This window comes from Roseospira marina (assembly GCF_014197855.1).
Lineage (GTDB): Bacteria > Pseudomonadota > Alphaproteobacteria > Rhodospirillales > Rhodospirillaceae > Rhodospira > Rhodospira marina.
Map to the genome: position 1 here is coordinate 106,426 of NZ_JACIGJ010000010.1, position 18,250 is coordinate 124,675.

General features: G+C 64.0%; 17 protein-coding genes. 13 read left to right on the forward strand and 4 right to left on the reverse strand.

The window, feature by feature from the left end; all coding sequences use genetic code 11:
- Positions 1–54: 54 nt before the first annotated feature.
- The 3 genes from GGD82_RS13770 (at position 55) to putP (ending at position 2,212) form a co-directional block, all read left to right on the forward strand.
- Entirely contained in the window at positions 55–372 is a 318-nt protein-coding gene (locus tag GGD82_RS13770; protein ID WP_150062811.1) for a hypothetical protein, read from the forward strand.
- A 255-nt stretch (positions 373–627) separates the two neighbouring features.
- Positions 628–750: a hypothetical protein gene (locus GGD82_RS21145; RefSeq protein ID WP_260178429.1), complete on the forward strand. Its 123-nt coding sequence runs from the start codon at positions 628–630 to the stop codon at positions 748–750.
- A 4-nt stretch (positions 751–754) separates the two neighbouring features.
- Positions 755–2,212 (forward strand): sodium/proline symporter PutP, encoded by a 1,458-nt coding sequence (putP, locus tag GGD82_RS13775; protein WP_150062812.1) that lies wholly within the window; start codon positions 755–757, stop codon positions 2,210–2,212.
- A 128-nt stretch (positions 2,213–2,340) separates the two neighbouring features.
- Here the strand turns inward: putP and GGD82_RS13780 are convergent, their stop codons facing one another.
- Both GGD82_RS13780 and GGD82_RS13785 read right to left on the reverse strand, forming a co-directional pair.
- Positions 2,341–2,769: a hypothetical protein gene (locus tag GGD82_RS13780; RefSeq protein WP_150062813.1), complete on the reverse strand. Its 429-nt coding sequence runs from the start codon at positions 2,767–2,769 to the stop codon at positions 2,341–2,343.
- Positions 2,770–2,864: 95 nt separating this feature from the next.
- The gene (locus GGD82_RS13785) at positions 2,865–5,036 is read right to left on the reverse strand and encodes a methyl-accepting chemotaxis protein (RefSeq protein ID WP_150062814.1); all 2,172 of its coding nucleotides are present in this window, start codon (positions 5,034–5,036) and stop codon (positions 2,865–2,867) included.
- Between the two features lie 402 nt (positions 5,037–5,438).
- Here GGD82_RS13785 and GGD82_RS13790 point away from each other — a divergent pair, with 402 nt between their 5' ends.
- The 9 genes from GGD82_RS13790 (at position 5,439) to tolA (ending at position 13,802) form a co-directional block, all read left to right on the forward strand.
- Positions 5,439–6,200, forward strand: a complete 762-nt coding sequence (locus GGD82_RS13790) for a YebC/PmpR family DNA-binding transcriptional regulator (RefSeq protein ID WP_150062815.1) — start codon at positions 5,439–5,441, stop codon at positions 6,198–6,200.
- Positions 6,201–6,253: 53 nt separating this feature from the next.
- A complete protein-coding gene (gene ruvC, locus GGD82_RS13795) occupies positions 6,254–6,754 on the forward strand; it encodes a crossover junction endodeoxyribonuclease RuvC (RefSeq protein WP_150062816.1) in 501 nt (166 codons plus the stop codon).
- Complete coding sequence (gene ruvA, locus GGD82_RS13800; protein WP_150062817.1) at positions 6,751–7,392, forward strand: Holliday junction branch migration protein RuvA; 642 nt, start codon at positions 6,751–6,753, stop codon at positions 7,390–7,392. Before ruvC ends, ruvA begins: the two co-directional genes overlap by 4 nt.
- Before the next feature lie 233 nt (positions 7,393–7,625).
- Entirely contained in the window at positions 7,626–8,852 is a 1,227-nt protein-coding gene (locus GGD82_RS13805) for an AAA family ATPase (protein ID WP_150062818.1), read from the forward strand.
- An 897-nt stretch (positions 8,853–9,749) separates the two neighbouring features.
- Positions 9,750–10,865, forward strand: coding sequence for a Holliday junction branch migration DNA helicase RuvB (gene ruvB / locus GGD82_RS13810; RefSeq protein WP_150062819.1), 1,116 nt, complete (start codon positions 9,750–9,752; stop codon positions 10,863–10,865).
- Positions 10,862–11,374: a tol-pal system-associated acyl-CoA thioesterase gene (ybgC, locus tag GGD82_RS13815; protein WP_246163922.1), complete on the forward strand. Its 513-nt coding sequence runs from the start codon at positions 10,862–10,864 to the stop codon at positions 11,372–11,374. Before ruvB ends, ybgC begins: the two co-directional genes overlap by 4 nt.
- 209 nt (positions 11,375–11,583) lie before the next feature.
- Positions 11,584–12,348, forward strand: coding sequence for a protein TolQ (gene tolQ / locus GGD82_RS13820; RefSeq protein WP_246163926.1), 765 nt, complete (start codon positions 11,584–11,586; stop codon positions 12,346–12,348).
- A 55-nt stretch (positions 12,349–12,403) separates the two neighbouring features.
- The gene (gene tolR / locus GGD82_RS13825) at positions 12,404–12,847 is read left to right on the forward strand and encodes a protein TolR (protein ID WP_150062821.1); all 444 of its coding nucleotides are present in this window, start codon (positions 12,404–12,406) and stop codon (positions 12,845–12,847) included.
- Positions 12,848–12,863: 16 nt separating this feature from the next.
- A complete protein-coding gene (gene tolA, locus GGD82_RS13830; RefSeq protein WP_150062822.1) occupies positions 12,864–13,802 on the forward strand; it encodes a cell envelope integrity protein TolA in 939 nt (312 codons plus the stop codon).
- Between the two features lie 52 nt (positions 13,803–13,854).
- On the opposite strand, the gene GGD82_RS13835 is transcribed toward tolA, so the two are convergent.
- Positions 13,855–15,840, reverse strand: coding sequence for a methyl-accepting chemotaxis protein (locus tag GGD82_RS13835; RefSeq protein ID WP_170284326.1), 1,986 nt, complete (start codon positions 15,838–15,840; stop codon positions 13,855–13,857).
- A 567-nt stretch (positions 15,841–16,407) separates the two neighbouring features.
- Between GGD82_RS13835 and GGD82_RS13840 the strand changes: the two genes are divergently transcribed.
- Positions 16,408–17,298, forward strand: a complete 891-nt coding sequence (locus GGD82_RS13840; RefSeq protein ID WP_150062824.1) for a DUF1848 domain-containing protein — start codon at positions 16,408–16,410, stop codon at positions 17,296–17,298.
- A 7-nt stretch (positions 17,299–17,305) separates the two neighbouring features.
- On the opposite strand, the gene GGD82_RS13845 is transcribed toward GGD82_RS13840, so the two are convergent.
- On the reverse strand, positions 17,306–18,160 hold the full coding sequence (locus GGD82_RS13845) for an acyl-ACP desaturase (RefSeq protein WP_150062825.1): 855 nt from the start codon (positions 18,158–18,160) through the stop codon (positions 17,306–17,308).
- Between the last annotated feature and the right edge of the window lie 90 nt (positions 18,161–18,250).

Sequence of the window (18,250 nt, forward strand, 5' to 3'; positions counted from 1 at the left end):
GATCCGCCGCGCCTGCCGTTCCAGCCGTTCACGCTCGCGGCGGAGGCCATCCGGTTGCGCCTCGACGGCGTGAGCCGGGTCCAGATCCACCCACAGGAAGGCGGACGCGGCGATGTCATCCTTGCTCGGCTTCTTGATCGACCGGCCGTGGGTCGGGTTCGCGGTGAAGTAGAGATTTTTGCGGCCCTGGCGATCGTCGATCCACCGCGCCAGCCCGTCCGCGTCGGCTACCGCACGTTCGAGTTCTTCGACGTCTTCCTACTGGTGGCGGTGGTGTATCTGGTGCTCACCGCCCTGGCTGCGGAAGTGCTGCAAAGGGTCGAACGCCAGGTGTACGTGCCGGGCGTCACCACGGTCGGCGGAGGGGCGTGACACCGTCCGCCCAAATATCCCAGATCGTGCGCAGGGCGCGCCCACGCGGAAGGCGTATAATTTTGCGTAAAAAAAGGGTGGATCGACCGGTTTCGGCGCGGAAGTATGGGTAGACCGTCTGCCGCCCGCCTTGGTACACATCGTGCTTATGGTCTGTGCACAGGTCGGCGATAGCCTCTTGATTAGGCAGAAATAGGACGCTGTCTGAGCCTCCCGGCAGAATGCGCATCCCCCCTAAACGTGAAAGAGTGCCCAATGGACGCGACCCTCACACCGGAAACCTGGTACTGGTTGTTGATCCCCATGCCCCTCGTGGTGCTGCTCTCCTTTTTGTCGTGGCTCATCCATGCGGTGAGCGGCAAGCACAAGGAGGGCTAATGCCATGGATGCGACAACAATTACATTTATTATTTATCTGCTCGGCATGATCGCGATTGGCGTCATTGCCTACCGGGTCACCGATAACCTGTCCGACTACATCCTCGGCGGCCGCTCGCTCGGCCCCGGCGTCACCGCGCTATCAGCGGGCGCTTCGGACATGTCCGGCTGGCTGCTGCTGGGGCTACCCGGCGCCCTGTTCGCCGCCGGTATGAACCAGATCTGGATCGCCATCGGGCTGGCGATCGGCGCCTATCTGAACTGGCAGCTCGTGGCGCCGCGCCTGCGCGTGTACACCGAGCAGGCCAACAACGCGCTGACGCTGCCGGACTTCCTGGAAAACCGGTTCGCCGATGACACCCGCTTGCTGCGCGTGCTGTCAGCGGTTGTCATTCTGCTGTTCTTCACCTTTTACACCTCCTCCGGTCTGGTCGCCGGCGCCAAGCTGTTCGAGGCGACCTTCGGCCTGCCCTATGCCACGGCGCTGTGGATCGGGGCCGGGGTCATCATCTGCTACACCTTCCTGGGCGGGTTCCTGGCGGTGTCGTGGACCGACTTCATCCAAGGCATTTTGATGTTCCTGGCGCTCATCATCGTGCCCATCGTCACCCTGATGGCGGTCGGATCCTGGGACGACGTGACTGCGGCCGTGGCCGAGAAGGACGCGAATTTCCTGGATGCCTTCCACGATATGACGCTGCTGGGGATCATCTCGCTGGCGGCCTGGGGCCTGGGTTACTTCGGGCAGCCGCACATCCTGGCCCGGTTCATGGCCATCCGCAGCCTGCGCGACATTCCCACCGCGCGCCTGATCGGCATGGGCTGGATGGTGGCCGGCCTGTTTGGTGCGATCTTCACCGGTTTCATCGGCATCGCCTACTTCGGACCGGAGCAGATCGAGGATCCCGAGAAGGTCTTCATTCTGCTGACGCAGGTTCTGTTCCACCCGCTGGTGTCGGGAATCCTGCTGGCCGCGATCCTGGCCGCCGTGATGTCGACCATCGACAGCCAGTTGCTGGTGTCCTCCTCGGCGATCACCGAGGACTTCTACAAGCAGATCCTGCGCAAGGAGGCCTCGGACAAGGAACTGGTCTGGGTGGGTCGCCTGTCGGTGCTCATCATTGCCGTCATCGCCACGCTGCTGGCCACCGACCGCGAAAGCTCCGTGCTGTCGCTGGTGTCCTACGCCTGGGCCGGCTTCGGCGCCGCCTTCGGTCCCATCGTGCTTCTTAGCCTGCTGTGGCGGGGCCTCAGCCGCAACGGCGCCCTGTTCGGCATGATCGCCGGCGCCGTGACGGTGGTGGTCTGGAAGGCGCAGACCGGCGGCCTGTTCGACGTCTATGAAATCCTGCCCGGCTTCATCGTTTGCGGCCTGGTCGCGATCCTGGTCTCGCTGTTCGGCAAGCCCGCCAGCGAGGACACCAAGGCGGAGTACGACCGCGTCCGCGCGATGTGGCGATAAAGCGCCTACGGAAGTCCCGGCGGGCGGAGGCGTCCGCCGGGACCCTTCCTTTATTTAAGGATCGGCGGGGGAGCGGGCGAGTTCGTTCCCCTGTCTCCTGCCTCCGCCGCCTCTGGACGTGATCGGTCTCAGCCCTCGGGGCAGCCGGACCGAACCTCCATCAACTCTCCATCGTCGAAGAACAGCAGCCGGTCCGCCGGGCGGCCGTCCTCGGATCGGAGGGCGGCATCGATCGCGGCGGCCGTTGGCCGTGAGCGAAAACTCAGGATCGAAAGCTGCTCAGTCCGCGCGACGAAGACCGGGCGCAAGGCCGCGGCAGCCTGACGCAGCGGGCACACCCACGCGACCCCACGCCGCGCCATTGGCACGACATCGAGCCCGCCGTCCGCCGGGACACGCTCCCAGTCCGGATCCGAGGGCGCCGGCCCCGGAAACGGGACGAAGACCACATAGCCGCCATCAGGGGCGGCCTCGCCCAACAGCACCATCACGCACGCATCGAACCGGTCTCGCTCCGCCGTCGCCGCGTCGTTCTCGGGCCATTCGAGGGGATCCATGGGGCGCCTCAGAGTCCCGTGATGAAACCGTGGTGCGCCAGCGTCAGGAGCCCGCCTTCGAGAGGGCACCTCATCGCCTCCCCCTGGACGGACGCTCAGCCCGCGCGGACACCGGACAGGAACCGGGCCACCGTCGCGGACAGATCGGCGGCACGCTGGTTAAGATCGCTGGCCGCCGTATGCACCGCGCGCGCGGCACGGCCGGCGTCCTCCGCAGACCCGGTGACGGCGCCGATGGACGCGCTGACCGCCTGCGTGCCATTGGCGGCCTCCGCCGTGTTGCGGCTGACTTCGCTGACGGCGGCCGTCTGCTGCTCCACGGCCGCCGCCACGGCGGCAGACACCTCGCCGATACGGCCCACCGTCTCGGCGAACTGGCTGATGGCGGCGACGGTCTTTTCGGTGTTCGCCTGCACCGCGCCGATGTGGCGCCCGATTTCTTCCGTGGCGCGCGCGGTCTGACTGGCCAGAACCTTGACCTCGTTGGCGACGATGGCGAAGCCCCGGCCGGCCTCGCCGGCGCGAGCCGCCTCGATGGACGCATTCAGGGCGAGCAGGTTGGTCTGGCTAGCGATGTCGGTGATCAGACCGATCACCTGCCCGATGTGACCGGCGGCTTCGTCGAGCGCGCGCACCTGTCCGGTGGTACGCTCGGCCTGCGCCATGGCGTCGTCCGCCGTCGTCTTGGCCTGCGTGACCTGACGCGCGATTTCGGAAATCGAGGCGGCAAGCTGCTCGGTCGCCGACGCCACGGAGTTCACGTTCGCCGACGTATGCTCCGCCGCGCTCGCCACGGTCGCGGCCTGATCGGTGGTGTGGTCGGCGCTGCCGGTCAGGGCGTTGGCGGCCTGCTCCATCTCCCGCGCCGACGCCGTTACGGCGGTCACGACCCCGGAGACGTCCTGTTCGAACCGATCCGCCATCGCCATCAGGTCGGCGCGTCGGGCCGCCGCCGCCGCCGCGCGTTCGCGCTCCTGGTCCGCCTTCATCGTCTCCATGGCCTGGAAGTGGGACTGGAAGACCTCCATCGCGTCCGCCATGTCGCCCAGTTCGTCCGTACGCTCCCGGGCCGGGATCGCCCCCGACAGGTCGCCGTGCGCAAGCCGGTCCATGGCGGCGGTCATGGACGCCAGCGGCCGCGTAATGGTGCGCGCGAAGACCACCCCGAGGATGCCGACCACGACCACGACCGCCACCGCGGCGATACCCATGAAGTGTCTCATATCTTCGACCGGACCGAGCACCTCCGCGACATCCGCCTCCGCGAGAACGCCCCAGCGCACGCCATGAAAATCCACATGCCCGTAGGCCGAGATCACCGGCACATCCCGATAGTCGCGGATCTGCATCACGCCCTCGTCCCCGGCCATGGCGGCCCGCGCGGCATCGGTTTCCACCAGGATTTTCAGGATCGTGGTCGTGTCGCTGAAGCGGGAATCACTGCGCATCAACAGATCCGACCCGACCAGGTACGCCTCGCCGGTCTCTCCCATGCCCGCGGACACCTGCATGATGTGGTCGAGGCGGCCAATCGGCATCTGATAGGCCAGCACGCCGGCATAGCGCCCCCGCTCGTCGAACACCGCGCGCGCGATGAAACTGGCCGGCGCCCCCGCCGAGGGGCCGTACGGCTCGAAGTCAACGAACGCCACGGTGTTCGGATCCGGATTGTTGGCGATGTCCCGGAACACCGTACCCAGTCCGGAGTCGGCCCAGGCCCCGGTCTTCAGGTTGGTGGCGAAGTCCAATTCCTTGAACACGGTGTAGATCACGTCCCCGTCGGGCGAGATCAGGAAGATGTCGTAATAGCCCCGCTGCTCCTGCAGCGCGCGGAACCAGGGGTGATACACCGCGTGTTGCTCGTCGTACCACAGACCGTCCGGTCCCGCGTCCAGACGCTGCTTCTCCCCGTCCGGGTGAGGATTGTCGGTGATGTAAATCCTTTGCAGGGCCGCGGTCACATCGTTGCCGGGCGCGTTGCGCCGGGCCGCGTCGTACCCCAGGCCGAAGTCCTTCAGCGCCCGCGCCGCCATGTCGCTGTGGGACACGATGTACAAATCGCCGTCAACGTCCTCCAGGTAGTCTGCCAGGGCGGTGGCACGGCCGATGCGAAGCACGGTCAGCTTGTCTTGCGCCTGCTCCGTCAGAGCGTGCTCCGCATAATCGTAGGCCAGCGTACCTGTCACACCGGCGGCCAGAAGAGCGACCAGGACGATCAGCACCGGCAGAACGATGGCGATGCGGAGGGACGAAAAAATCCGGGGCATAGGGGCTCTCCGCGTGGCCGGTCCGGGCGCGATAGGGGCCAGGATTCCGGAGTGTGGCCCACCGCATTCCGTGTGTCCACCCGGTCTTTTAACGATAGCATCACTCTGAAGGCTTGGGAAAGGATGGCCAGCGCCACGCTTGGATTCATCCGGACGGCCTTAATTCAAAATTATTTTATGCGAATGCTTCCGGATTCCAGGGCCATGTCTTAACCGCCAAGGGGCCCGCACCCTCATTCGGCGATCGCATCCCCGGACACGATGGCACCCCACCGCCCGCGCGTCCGCCTGGGGACCCCATTCACCTGTGTCGGGAGGTGTGAGTCTGGTAACGCGCGGGCAACTGGTGTAAGTCGGGGACCATTCCACGTCATGCACGATCAACAGGGGCCCAGAACGACCATGGCCGGTCATTCCCAGTTCAAGAACATCATGTACCGCAAGGGCGGTCAGGACGCGAAGCGCGCCAAGCTGTTCACCAAGCTGGCACGCGAGATCACGGTCTCCTGCAAGACGGGCTCGCCGGATCCGGACGCCAACCCGCGCCTGCGCGCCGCCATTTCCGCCGCCAAGCAAGCCTCCATGCCCAAGGACAACATCGAGCGGGCGATGGCCAAGGCCACCTCGTCCGCCGATGCCGACACGCTGGAGGAGTTGCGCTATGAAGGCTATGGTCCCGGCAACGTGGCGGTCATCGTCGAGTGCCTGTCGGACAACCGCAACCGCACCGCCGCCGAGGTCCGCGCCGCCTTCAACAAGCACGGCGGGACCATGGGCGAGACCAACTCGGTCGCGTTCAACTTCGAACGGGTCGGCTATGTCCGCTACCCGGCCGAGGCCGGCGATCCCGACGCCATGCTGGAAGCGGCCATCGAAGCGGGCGCCGATGACGTCGTCAGCGACATGAGCGAAGAGGGCGGCGGGCACGACATCTATTGCCAGCCGGACGACCTGAACGCCGTGCGCGAGGCCCTGACGGCCGCCAAGGGCGAGCCGGAGACGGCCCGTCTGGACTGGCGCCCGATGAACACCATTCCCGTCGATGAGTCCGCCGCCCAGACGCTGCTGAAGTTCCTGGACGTGCTGGACGACAACGACGACGTTCAGCGGGTCGCGGCGAACTATGAGATGGCCGACGAGATCATGCAGAAGCTGAGCGCGTAGGCAGGACGACGATCCCCGAGGGGTCCCGACCGCTCGGCCGTGAGGGACGGAGCATGCGCATCCTGGGGCTGGATCCGGGCCTGCGGGTCACGGGCTGGGGCATCGTGGAGGCGGCGGGCAACCGCCTGTCCCACATCGCCGACGGCGTCGTGACCAGCGACGAGCGGGACTCGCTGGCCGCGCGGCTGGCGCAGCTCCACGACGGCGTGATGGCGGTCATCGACCAGTTCGCCCCGGCCGAGGCGGCGGTGGAGGAAACCTTCGTCAACCGCAACCCGGTCAGCACCCTGAAGCTGGGGCAGGCGCGCGGCGTCGTGATGCTCGCTCCGGCGCGCTGCGGCCTGCCGGTGGCGGAATACACCCCGAACGCCATCAAGAAGGCCGTGGTCGGGCGCGGCCATGCCGAGAAGGCCCAGGTCGAACTGATGGTGCGCACACTGCTACCCGGAGCCGACCCGGCGCGGGCGGACGCGGCCGATGCGCTCGCCGTCGCCATCTGTCATGCGCACCTGCGGGCCAGCCAGCGGGCGCTCCTTGCGGGAACCACCCGATGATCGCGGCCCTGCGCGGCATCGTGCTGGAGGCCGGGGAGGACGGGCTGGTCCTGGACGTGCACGGCGTCGGCTATCTGGTGTTCTGCTCCGGGCGGACGCTGGCGCGCCTGCCCGCGCCCGGCGGCGAGGTCGCCCTGGTGGTCGAAACCCAGGTGCGCGAGGACCACATCCACCTGTATGGCTTCATTGATGCCCTGGAGCGGGACTGCTTCCGCCTGCTGTCCACCGTGCAGGGGGTCGGGGCCAAGGTCGCGCTGGCGATCCTGTCCGTGGTGCCGGCGGAGCAGATGGGCCGTGTCTTGGCCGCGCAGGACAAGGCCATGCTGACCCGCGCGGCGGGGGTGGGGCCGAAGCTGGCCGGGCGCATCGTGGCGGAGCTGAAGGATAAGGCCGCGCGCTTGGGCGCCCTGCCGGTGGCGAGCCCGGCCGGAGTGGCGCTGCCCGATGTGCCGGCCGCGACCAGCGCCGGACTGGCGGGCGGTGTGGTGGACGATGCGACCTCCGCCCTGGTCAACCTGGGTTATGGCCGCGCCGAGGCCTGGACCGCCGCGTCCGAAGCCGCATCCGCCCTGGGAGACGCCGCCACCGTCGAAACGACGCTGGGGGAAGCATTGCGGGCGTTGGGACGGGGGGAATGAAAGGCTATCGGATTATTCCCATTTCAAAATCAGCGCGAAACTTTAAGGAGAAATGAACCTGGAAAACCCTTATTAGGATCTGCATGCCTGAACAGAATTCGATGGCGATATCGTTGCATCAGATGTACCTTTAACATGTCAAATTAGCTCAGTGCGAGGTTATTTGGTCGACTTTGAACAGCCTCTGTCTTTCGAATTCTGAAGGCGGCCTCACTTGGGTTAAGGAGCGACAAATGGTAACGCGACCTGGAATTAACGGAAATTTTGATTTCTCACTGTACTCGTATGCGACGTCTAGAGTAATTGAACGATTTTCAGAATATTTTTATGTGACAAGATCAAATAAACCTATTAGTATTAATAATAGTAAATACGAATTTATTTTAATGAGAACTTCAGATGATTTAGCTCTTTCGCTCAATGTCGAACGAGAAATAGCAGTTGTTTTTGCTGATTACGAAACATTTGAAGCGCGCACCCTATCTACTTACGACTATATTTATCAAATATTTGATGATAACAGAGTCGAGAAATCACTTCGCTTTCTTGTCAGTAGAGATCAAAATATAAAAGATAGCATCAGCCTTTACTGCAGCCAGGAGCCAGAGTACCCAGTTGTTATACCGTTTAAGTATGATGATTTTGAGATAATAAACAAAGATGTAATTTCTAGCGCAATACGAAGAAACTATCTGACGCGCGACTTATTTGGCCACCAATCGCCACTAAAGCAAGAATATTTCTTCTTCGGGAGAAATAATCTTGCAACAGAGGTAATCGATGAACATAAATCTGGTCAAAATAGTGGTTTATTTGGACTTAGAAAGAGCGGCAAAACCTCTACTATTTATGCAATACAGCGTCGCGCGAGAACATTGGGGGCAAAAACCTTATTTATCGACTGCCAAGACCCTGCGGTTTATGGAAAAAAATATAGCGAACTACTAGAATACATTGTAAGAGAATTAAGAAACGAGCTGTCTTTAAAAAAGATTAACGTATCCCTTGGAGAAAAAGAGGACGAAGTATCCGAAAAATTTAGAGAAGCAATGGCATCTCTTCTTGGACAACTTCGCTCTGATCTTCTGATAATATTTGATGAAATTGAAAACATTTCTCCAAAAACAGCGGCGTCTGAACATTGGCGCTCAGGTAATGACGCCCTACTATTTTGGCATATTTTGCGCTCATTTTTTCAGAAGCCATCTAAGTACAAAATAACTTTTTGTTTTGTTGGAACAAACCCAAATCTATTTGAAGAACCAAAAATAAACGATATAGACAATCCCGTATATCTTTTTGCCCCGAAAACATTTATACCAATGCTCAGCATTGAAGATACAAAAAAAATGATAAAGAGGCTTTCTTATTTCATGGGCCTTATATTTGATGACAAAGTAATAACAAATATACACTCTATGTTCGGAGGGCATCCTTTTTTTTATACGACAACTCTGTAGCAATATACATAAAACCGCACCCCACATCCGACCCGTTCACGTGTCCATAAGAATGTGTGAACAATCCAGACTATCAGCTTGGTCCGACATCAATACCTATGTAGGCCAAATTATTCACTCCTTAAAATCGTTTTATCCTGATGAGTACGAAATGATCTGCTATCTCGCCTCAGGCGATACATCAACATTTAATTCCATCGCAATCTCAATGCCTCAATTTACGGAGCACCTAATCGGTTATGGTATTATTGTAAAAAGAGGCGATGATTTCGAATTTTCCTTTGAAGCTATACTCGATTCCATGAAAAATATTTTAAATTCAAATACATATTACGATGAAAAAAAAGTTCGAATAGAAATTTCCGAGCGGCGAAATTCGGTTGAGGAAAATTTCAGAACTTTTCTATACTACTGGTCTCTAAATTTAAACGATGATGTATAGATATCAATACTTAATTCTTGCCTTGACGAAAAAACCAGAAATCGAATCAACACAAATAAGCGTAATGAATTATTTTCTAGAAACAGAAGTCCACTATATTTTGTTGATTTGATGGCGTTTGTTGACAAATGCTCGGCTCTAGATTCAACTGAATACACAAAACATGATATTAAATCCGCAATATCCATTGTCAATAAATATAGGATAGATGCCCATGCAAAAACAATAACGAAAAATGAATATGATAAAGTAAACAAATCTCTAATCGTTCTTGAGTCGATAACGTCTCCACCATAGGGATTTATTTCTTTGTACGCAGCCCAGAATAAATATGATTAATCAATGCAAAAAAAAATGACCGCCTCATTATACTTCCATCCGTTCTTTTTTCTCAAAAAACTTCTTTAGCTACGCCGCCGTATCGCATCCCCCCGGCACTCGGTAGTATGGCGCGCATGAGCCGTTCCGCCTCACACGATGATCCCGCCGCCGACCGCCTCGTCTCCGGGCATGCCCACCCGGAGGACACGGGGGACGTCGGCCTGCGCCCGCAGACGCTCGACGATTTCATCGGCCAACGCCTCGCCTGCGATAACCTGCGCGTCTTCGTCCAGGCCGCCCGGGCACGCGGCGAGGCGATGGACCATGTCCTGCTGCATGGGCCGCCCGGCCTGGGCAAGACCACGCTGGCCCAGATCGTCGCGCGCGAGCTGGGGGTGGGGTTCCGCGCCACCTCCGGCCCCATGATCGCCAAGGCCGGCGATCTGGCCGCGATCCTGACCAATCTGGAGCGCGGCGACGTCCTATTCATCGACGAAATCCACCGCCTCAATCCCGCCATAGAGGAGGTGTTGTATCCGGCGATGGAGGACTTCCAGCTCGACCTCATCATCGGGGAAGGGCCGGCCGCCCGATCGGTGCGCATCGACCTGAAGCCCTTCACCCTGGTGGGCGCGACCACCCGGTCGGGCCTGTTGACCACGCCGTTGCGGGACCGCTTTGGGATTCCCGTTCGCCTGAACTTCTACGACCCCGAAGACCTGGAGGCCATCGTGCGCCGGGGCGCGACCAAACTGGGCATGACGCTGACGTCCGACGGCGCGATGGAGATCGCCCGCCGCTCGCGCGGCACGCCCCGCGTGGCCGGGCGCCTGCTGCGCCGGGTGCGGGACTTCGCCGCCGTGGCCGGGCGGGCCAAGGTGGACCGGGTGGCCACGGACGCCGCACTGCTGCGTCTGGAAGTGGACGTGCGCGGGCTCGACGCCATGGACCGGCGCTATCTATCCTGTATCGTGCAGCACTATGGCGGCGGCCCGGTGGGGGTCGAGACCATCGCCGCCGCCCTGGCCGAGGAGCGCGACACCCTGGAGGACGTCATCGAGCCGTTCCTGATCCAGCAAGGGCTGATCCAGCGGACGCCGCGGGGCCGCATGGTTACCGAGACCGGCTATCGCCACATGGGGCTGACGCCGCCGGCGCGCCGTGATGCCCCCGCTCCGGATCTTCTCGACCGGGTGCCGTCCGACAGCGCCGCAGGCAAAAACGCCGACACAGGAGAGTTCCCCTCTTGACCGCCGATATGGATCCCGCGCCCCAAGGTGGCCTGTTTCGGGGCGCCACGCATGTGATGCCGATCCGGGTGTATTACGAGAACACCGACGCGGGCGGCATCGTCTATCACGCCGACTACCTAAACTTCGCCGAGCGCGCCCGCACCGAGATGATGCGCCGCTTCGGGCTGGCGCACCGCGACCTGATGGAGGAGGCCGGGGTGGCCTTCGCCGTCCAGCAGGCCCACGCCACCTACCGCCGACCCGCCCGCCTGGACGACCTGCTGATGGTCGAAACGGAGGTGCTGGAGGTCGGCGGCGCCAGCATGCGTGTGCGCCAGAACATCACGCGCGACGGCGAGCTGATGGTCGCCATCGAGCTGCGGCTGGCCATGATCAACGCCCGGGGCCGGCCCGACCGCATCCCCGCCTCGCTGCGGCGGGCGCTGCAAGAGCACCTGCGAACCCACCCGACCGGGGGCGACGCGCCCGACGCGCGCCCTCGGCACGACCGCCCCGCCCACGTTTAGCCACGGACCGTGACGGACAGACCATGGACACTGTGATCCTCGACATCGGCGCCGCGCTGAGCCATCTCGCGCACAGCCTCACCCAGGGTGCCGCCGGGTTCGCCGACCTGGTGCAGGCGCAGCCGCCGTCGCCCTCGGCCGCCCCGGTCGGCGAGGCCGCCCGCGAACTGCTGCCCGGCGCGACCGGCGCGGCCGGCGCGGCGGGTGGCATGCCAGCGGGCGCCGCCGGCGGGCACGGCCTCGCGGCGACCAAGCTGGACCCGCTCAGCCTGTTCTGGCAGGCGGACATCATCGTCAAGGCCGTGATGCTCATGCTGATCTCGGCCTCGGTCTGGTCCTGGGCCATCATCATCGACAAGTCCATGCGCTTGAAGATGCTGTACCGGCGCGCCAATGCGTTCGAGGACCGGTTCTGGTCCGGCGGCTCGCTGGAGGATCTGTGCGACCGCATGGGGCCGAACCCGAAGGACCCGATGACGTCGCTGTTCCTCGCCGCCATGCGGGAGTGGCGCCGCGCCACCGGACGCGAGGGCGGGGCCACCCTGTCCGCCAGCCTGGGACAGCGCATCGACCGCGTCATGCAAATCACCATGAGCCGCGAGATCGACGGGCTGGAACGGCGCCTGGGCTTCCTGGCCTCGACCGGCTCGGTCGCGCCCTTCGTTGGGCTGTTCGGCACCGTCTGGGGCATCATGAACAGCTTCCACGCCATCGGCGCGTCGAAGGACACCAGCCTCGCCACGGTCGCCCCGGGCATCGCGGAAGCCCTGTTCGCCACCGCCATCGGTCTGGTCGCGGCCATCCCGGCGGTGGTCGCCTACAACAAGCTGTCCACCGACATCGACCGCTACGCCCGCCGACTGGAGGCGTTCGCCGGTGAGTTCAGCGCCATCCTGTCCCGCCAGATTGAGGAGCGCATCCATCCGACCCCCCGGTCGGAGCGACTGCACCTCAACGGCGACCGCGACGACTGACCCCGACGCCGAGCCCCCAAAGCTCCCACGTCCCAAGCGGAGAGAGGCCGAAAGCATGGGTGCCAGCCTGCAACCGCGCGGCGGCGGCGGAAGCCGTCCCCGGCGCCGCCCGATGAGCGAGATCAACGTCACGCCGATGGTCGACGTGATGCTGGTGCTGCTCGTCATCTTTATGGTGACCGCGCCCTTGTTGGTGACGGGCGTGGACGTGGACCTGCCGCGCGCCAGCAGCCCCAGCCTGGATCAGGACAACACCGCCCTGACGGTGACGGTGCAGGGCGACGGCCGGCTGTTCATCAATCAGACGGAGGTCCCACTGAGCGCGTTGGCGGCCCGCATGGATGCCATCACCGGCGCCAACCCCGACGCCCGCGTGTACGTGCGCGGCGACGAGGGCGTGCCCTACGGCCGCGTCATGGCGGCCATGGGCGCGCTGTACGACGCCGGCTACCGGCGCGTGGCGCTGATCACCCAACCGCCGTCCGGCGCGGCGCGATAAGGTCCCAGGTCCCATCATGACCCGCGGCGTTGTTATTTCCGGTGTGGTGCATATCGCGGTCCTGCTGCTGGCGTGGCTGGGCCTGCCCCAGGTGTTGCGCGCCCCGCCGGAGCGCCAGCCACTGGTGGTCGAACTGGTGGAGATCGCCGACGAGACCACCTCGGTCACGCCGGAGCCCACACCACCGCAACCCGAGCAGAAACCCGAGCCGGAGCCGCGCCCACAGCCGACTCCGCCCCCGCAGCCGCAGCCGGTCCAGCCACCGCCCGAGCCGGAACCCGAACCCGAGCCGGAGCCGGAACCCGAACCCGTGCCGGAACCCGCACCCGAGCCCGAACCGCAGCCTGAACCTGCGCCCGAGCCCGAACCGGAGCCTGCGCCGGCCCCGCCGCCCGAGCCGGAACCCGAGCCGGAACCGGAACCCCAACCGGAGCCGGAGGCCGCCACGCCCCCGCCGCCGCTGCCCACGACAAAGCCGACGGCACCGCCGCGTCCCCAACGCGCAACACCGCCGCCGGCCGAGACGCCGCAACCGCGCGAGGACAGCGCCGACGCCGTGGTCGACGATCTGCTGCGCAATCTGCTCGATCAGCCGTCGCAGGCCACGCCGCCGCCCTCCAACAGCGGCGGCCGCCTGTCGGACCGGCAGACCATGACGGAGCTGGACGCGATCAAGAAGCGCATCGCCGATCACGTGCGCGAAAACTGGCGATTCAACGCCGGAGGCCGCAACGTGATGGAGATGGCCGCCGAAATCCGGGTGCGCGTGCAGCCCGACGGCACCGTGACCGGCGTGCAGATCGTCGGCGGGACCGGACGCTACGGGTCGGACCCGCTTTTCACGGCGTTCGCGGAGTCCGCCCGACGGGCTGTACTCATCGCCAGCCCGCTGCCGATCCCGCGCGAGTATTATGACCAGTTGAACGACTTCACGTTCGTCTTCACACCCCAGTGACTCGGACCGGATCCGGGCCGGCCGTCTCAAGGCCGGCCCGGTCGGCGCGGGGTCAGGGGCCTTGGCGTCGGCCCTGTTTGACCAGCGCACGGAACGCGCCCATCTGCTCCGCCTCCACCTCCAGCCGTACGTGCGCCGAGTTTTCGGTCAGAGTGACCACGGAGCCGCTCACGGTCCCGACCTGGGGCAGAGACACCGTAAACACCTTGCCCGTTTCGAGGCCCTGTGTGCGGTCGAGGATCCCAGCGCCGCTGGAGGCAAGCGCCCGCAGAAGGCTTCGGACCGATCCCCCCCCGGTGACATCGAGGGTCACCGGCTGGTCCAAGCCGTGCAGGATGGCACCCTCCCCGCTGTCGGCGCGGGATTCGGTCACGATCCGCTTCAGGGCGGCGTGCATGCCGTCCATCAGGCTCCGCACCTCCTGGGCGCCGTCCTGCACCCGAGAGGCCAGATCCGTCGCGACGGCGCTGCTGTCGGACACCCGGGATATGTTGGTCGAGGACACCTGCGTGCTGAGCGCCGCGGCCTGGGCGTTGTGGCTGATCTCGCCGGTGGCCGCGCTTTGCTCCTCCACCGCCCCGGAAATGGCCGTGGTGATTTCGCTGAGCCGGTCGATCACCTCGCCGATTCGCCGGATCGCCGCCACCGCCTCCTGTGTGGCCGACTGAATGCCCCCGATCTGACTCGCAATCTGATCGGTCGCATGCGCGGTCTGGTTGGCCAGGGTCTTGACCTCGTTGGCGACCACCGCGAACCCCTTCCCGGCATCACCCGCACGCGCGGCCTCAATGGTCGCGTTCAGCGCCAGCAGGTTCGTCTGCTTCGCGATGTCGCTGATCAGGTTCACGACCTCGCCGATCTGTCCCACCGCCGTCGCAAGGCCCCCGACTTTGACGTTGGTCGTGTCGGCCTCTTGAACCGCGTCACGCGCGACCTGGGCGGCCGACGTCACCTGGTTGCTGATCTCATTGATCGAGGCGGACAGTTCTTCGGCCGCCGCCGCCACGGCATCCACGCTGGACGACGACTCCGCCGAGGCGGCTGAGGCGGCACCTGCGCCCCCGGCCGCGTCTTCAATGGCACCCGCCATCTCGGCGGACGCCTGCTTCAGGGTATCCGCTTGCCCCAGAACCTTCGCCAGGGCGCCGTTCACCTCTTCTTCCAGGGCGTTGGTGAGCGCCAGCATTTCCGCCCTCACCTGACGGTCGTTGCGTTGAGCCAGCGCGGCCTGTTCGGCGCTCAACCGCGCGACCTCGCGCGCGTTGTCACGGAAGACATGCACGGAGTCCGCCATCTCGCCGACCTCGTCGCGCCGCTCCGTGTCCGGGATGTCGATGTCCAGATCACCAGCCGCCAGCGCCTTCATCGACGCCGTCAACTCCCGCAACGGCCGGACGATGGCGCGAATGATCACCATCGCGCCCCCGGCCGCGATCACGAGAATCACCACCGCGACCGACGCGAACTGAACCGCATTCTTGAAGGCCAGCGCATTGATGTCCGCGACGTAGGCCCCGCTGCCCACGGACCACTGCCACGCCGGCACCGCCTTAGCCCAGGAGATCTTCATCTCAGGTTCGTCAGACCCCGGTCGCGGATACCAGTACTGGACCTCGCCCCCGCCGGACCGGGCCGCTGCCACCAATTCCCGGGTGATATACAGACCATTTGAATCCTGCGAGTCTGCCCGATCTTGCCCCTCAAGATTGGTGCGCGCGCCATGAACCAACAAGCGCCCCTCAAAGTTGTGGACAAAGATATAGTTCATGCCGCCTTCATACCGAATGGCCCGAATGGCCTCGCTCGCCCGCTGTTTCGCGGTCTCTTCGTCCATGCGACCGGCGGCGGCCTCCTGTTGAAAGTGCTCCGCGATGCCGGCCGCGGATTCGACAACCGTTCGCACCAGATTCATCCGCTCGGTCATCAATGCGTTGCGCATCAGGACGGTCGACACGATGACCAGCCCGACAAGGCCGAGGCCGGCCAGGCCCGTCGGGATCCAGATCTTACGACCAATTTTCATATTCTTAAGCGACATCGGGTTTCTCCTTCTGAGAACGCGGGTGGACAGCGTCGAAACCCGACGTGTCAAATGCTCGGACATCAGCGCGTCCCATGACGCATGGGTGGCGCACTGTTATATTTTCGACCAAAGCAGAACGCTCCCAAACCATTCCCTATCCTTCCTTGTTTGTTCTGGACAGAACCATGATTCCGCACACCTTTTTATTGTTATAATGACGAACAGTACTTTATTTTTGCCTAAGTCGCACCGTACTCCTGGGCATCGCGCGGGACGGTTCACGTCAGGCTTGAACCGTCCCGCGTTTTGAGACGCACTTTGGAGGCACATCGGCCCGCGCTCGCGGCGCCCGGACGCGGGCAGACCCTGTCGAAGCCATCACATGCGCGGCGTCTGGCGCCAAACGCCTGGTTTCGCTACCAAGGGGCAGCGACCGGCATCACCAACCGGCGGCGTGCCGCGCTTTGAGCAAGGCCCGTGCCATGCGCGGCACCCGACGCGCCCCCGGGACGGGGATTGAGGCCGCGATCTGGGGCCGGCATCCCGGGCCGGCGCCACCCGCTCGGTGACAGGGGGCGCGTCGTGATCGTATCCGCCAGCTATCGCACCGACATTCCCGCCTTCCACGCTCGCTGGTTCCAGGCCCGGCTGGCGGCGGGCGAGGCGTGGGTCACCAACCCCTACGGCGGCCGGCCGTCGCGGGTCTCCTTGGCGGCGGGGGATGTCGACGGCTGGGTGTTCTGGACCCGCAACCCGCTGCCCTTCATGGACGCTTTGGAGGCGGTGGCGGCCCGGGGCGAGCCCTTCACGGTGCAGATGACCGTGCTGGGCTATCCGCGCGCGCTGGATACGGCGGTGATCCCGCCCGACCGCGCCCTTCCCGCGATGGCGGCGCTGCGGGATCGGTTCGGCCCGCGAGCCGTGGTCTGGCGCCACGATCCCATTGTGTTCACGGACCTCACGCCGGCCGCGTGGCACCGCGAACGCTTCGCGCGGCACGCGGTGGCCCTGCGCGGCGTGGTGGACGAGGTCGTACTGTCGGTGATGCAGGTCTACGCCAAGACACGGCGCGGCCTGGACGCACGGGCGCGCCAGCATGGCTTTGCCTGGCGCGATCCGCCGGACGACGAAAAGCGCGCCCTGCTGGCGGACCTGGCGGAGATTGGCGCCCAGGAGGGCCTACGGGTGTCGCTGTGCGGTCAGGAGGCATTGCGCGCTGGCCTGCCCGGTGTCGCGCCGGCGGCCTGCATTGATGCTGCACGCTTGGCCGACGTGGCGGGCCGGCAGATCAAAGCCCGGCCCAAACCCCATCGGACCTGCGGCTGCGCGGAAAGCCGGGACATCGGCGCCTACGACACCTGCCCGCACGGCTGCGCCTACTGTTATGCCGTGCGAAACGTAACGCTGGCCAAGCAACGCTATGCGGCGCACGACCCGGCGTCGCCGTTCCTGGAAAAGCCGGCGCCGGACTAACGCCCCGTCACGCCGCCTGCGACCGCCCGCCACCGTCGTTGGTGGCGGCGGGAACCTCGCCCTCCAGCCGCCACAACCGGAAGCGCAGATAGCGCCACAACGCGCCGGCAAACAAGCGGCCGACGCGCCCGTGCGGCGACAGGCCGGCGGCCTTCATCACCATGGCGCTGCTCCGGTCGATGTGCCCTATCCGATAGTGCCGGAACGCGCGCGCGGCGTAGGCCCGCCCGCTTGCGGCGCGGCTGTAGGGCCGGTCCGGCGTGTTGGCGCAGTGATAGGCGAAGGCCAGTTCGTCGTCCTCGCTCTCTTGCATACGCGACAGGGCGACCAGCAGCCGGCGGCGGCGCGAGAGGTTCTCGCGCTCCAAATAGCGTTTCAGCGTGCTGTAGAACAGCTTGAAGTGGCGGAACTCATCGCCCGCGATGCGGTGGCAAATCGCCTTGAGCACGGGTTCATCCGTCGCGTCCCGCAGGGCGGAGTAAAAGCTGGACGTGCCCGTCTCCACGATGCAGCGGGCCACCATCTCCCCGCTGCGGGAGCCCCGGATCGAGCCGGCCACCTCGGTATCGATGACGTATTCGCGCGCGAACCGATCGAAGGTGGTCGCAAAGTCGAACGTCGGATCCGCCAGTTCGGCCCAGCGGCCGAGCGCGGCGCCGTGGCGGGTTTCCTCCTCGGCCCAGGTCTCCGCCTGATCGCAGAACACGGGGTCATCGCGAAACACGTTGCAGAGATATTTGGAGTAGTGGCCGCTGTTGTGCTCGGTCAGGGCGGCGGCCTTGATGACCGGCACAAGTTCGGGGTCGATGCGCGACGGGTCGAAGGAATCCCAGGGAATATCATCAAGGGTCCAGTGAGCCATGGTCCTCACCTTGTGAGCGGGCGTTGGGGCTGACCGGCAAACGGTACGCAGTCACTGCCGTATATAGGGATCGACGTTTGGGCGAGCCAA

Coding starts and splice junctions, on each gene's coding strand:
- GGD82_RS13845 (WP_150062825.1), bottom strand. CDS start 18,160: ATGGCTCACTGGACCCTTGATGATATTCCCTGGGATTCCTTCGACCCG.
- GGD82_RS13780 (WP_150062813.1), bottom strand. CDS start 2,769: ATGGATCCCCTCGAATGGCCCGAGAACGACGCGGCGACGGCGGAGCGA.
- ruvC (WP_150062816.1), top strand. CDS start 6,254: ATGCGCATCCTGGGGCTGGATCCGGGCCTGCGGGTCACGGGCTGGGGC.
- GGD82_RS21145 (WP_260178429.1), top strand. CDS start 628: ATGGACGCGACCCTCACACCGGAAACCTGGTACTGGTTGTTGATCCCC.
- ruvB (WP_150062819.1), top strand. CDS start 9,750: ATGAGCCGTTCCGCCTCACACGATGATCCCGCCGCCGACCGCCTCGTC.
- ruvA (WP_150062817.1), top strand. CDS start 6,751: ATGATCGCGGCCCTGCGCGGCATCGTGCTGGAGGCCGGGGAGGACGGG.
- tolQ (WP_246163926.1), top strand. CDS start 11,584: ATGCCAGCGGGCGCCGCCGGCGGGCACGGCCTCGCGGCGACCAAGCTG.
- GGD82_RS13835 (WP_170284326.1), bottom strand. CDS start 15,840: ATGTCGCTTAAGAATATGAAAATTGGTCGTAAGATCTGGATCCCGACG.
- GGD82_RS13790 (WP_150062815.1), top strand. CDS start 5,439: ATGGCCGGTCATTCCCAGTTCAAGAACATCATGTACCGCAAGGGCGGT.
- putP (WP_150062812.1), top strand. CDS start 755: ATGGATGCGACAACAATTACATTTATTATTTATCTGCTCGGCATGATC.
- GGD82_RS13805 (WP_150062818.1), top strand. CDS start 7,626: ATGGTAACGCGACCTGGAATTAACGGAAATTTTGATTTCTCACTGTAC.
- GGD82_RS13785 (WP_150062814.1), bottom strand. CDS start 5,036: ATGCCCCGGATTTTTTCGTCCCTCCGCATCGCCATCGTTCTGCCGGTG.
- tolR (WP_150062821.1), top strand. CDS start 12,404: ATGGGTGCCAGCCTGCAACCGCGCGGCGGCGGCGGAAGCCGTCCCCGG.
- tolA (WP_150062822.1), top strand. CDS start 12,864: ATGACCCGCGGCGTTGTTATTTCCGGTGTGGTGCATATCGCGGTCCTG.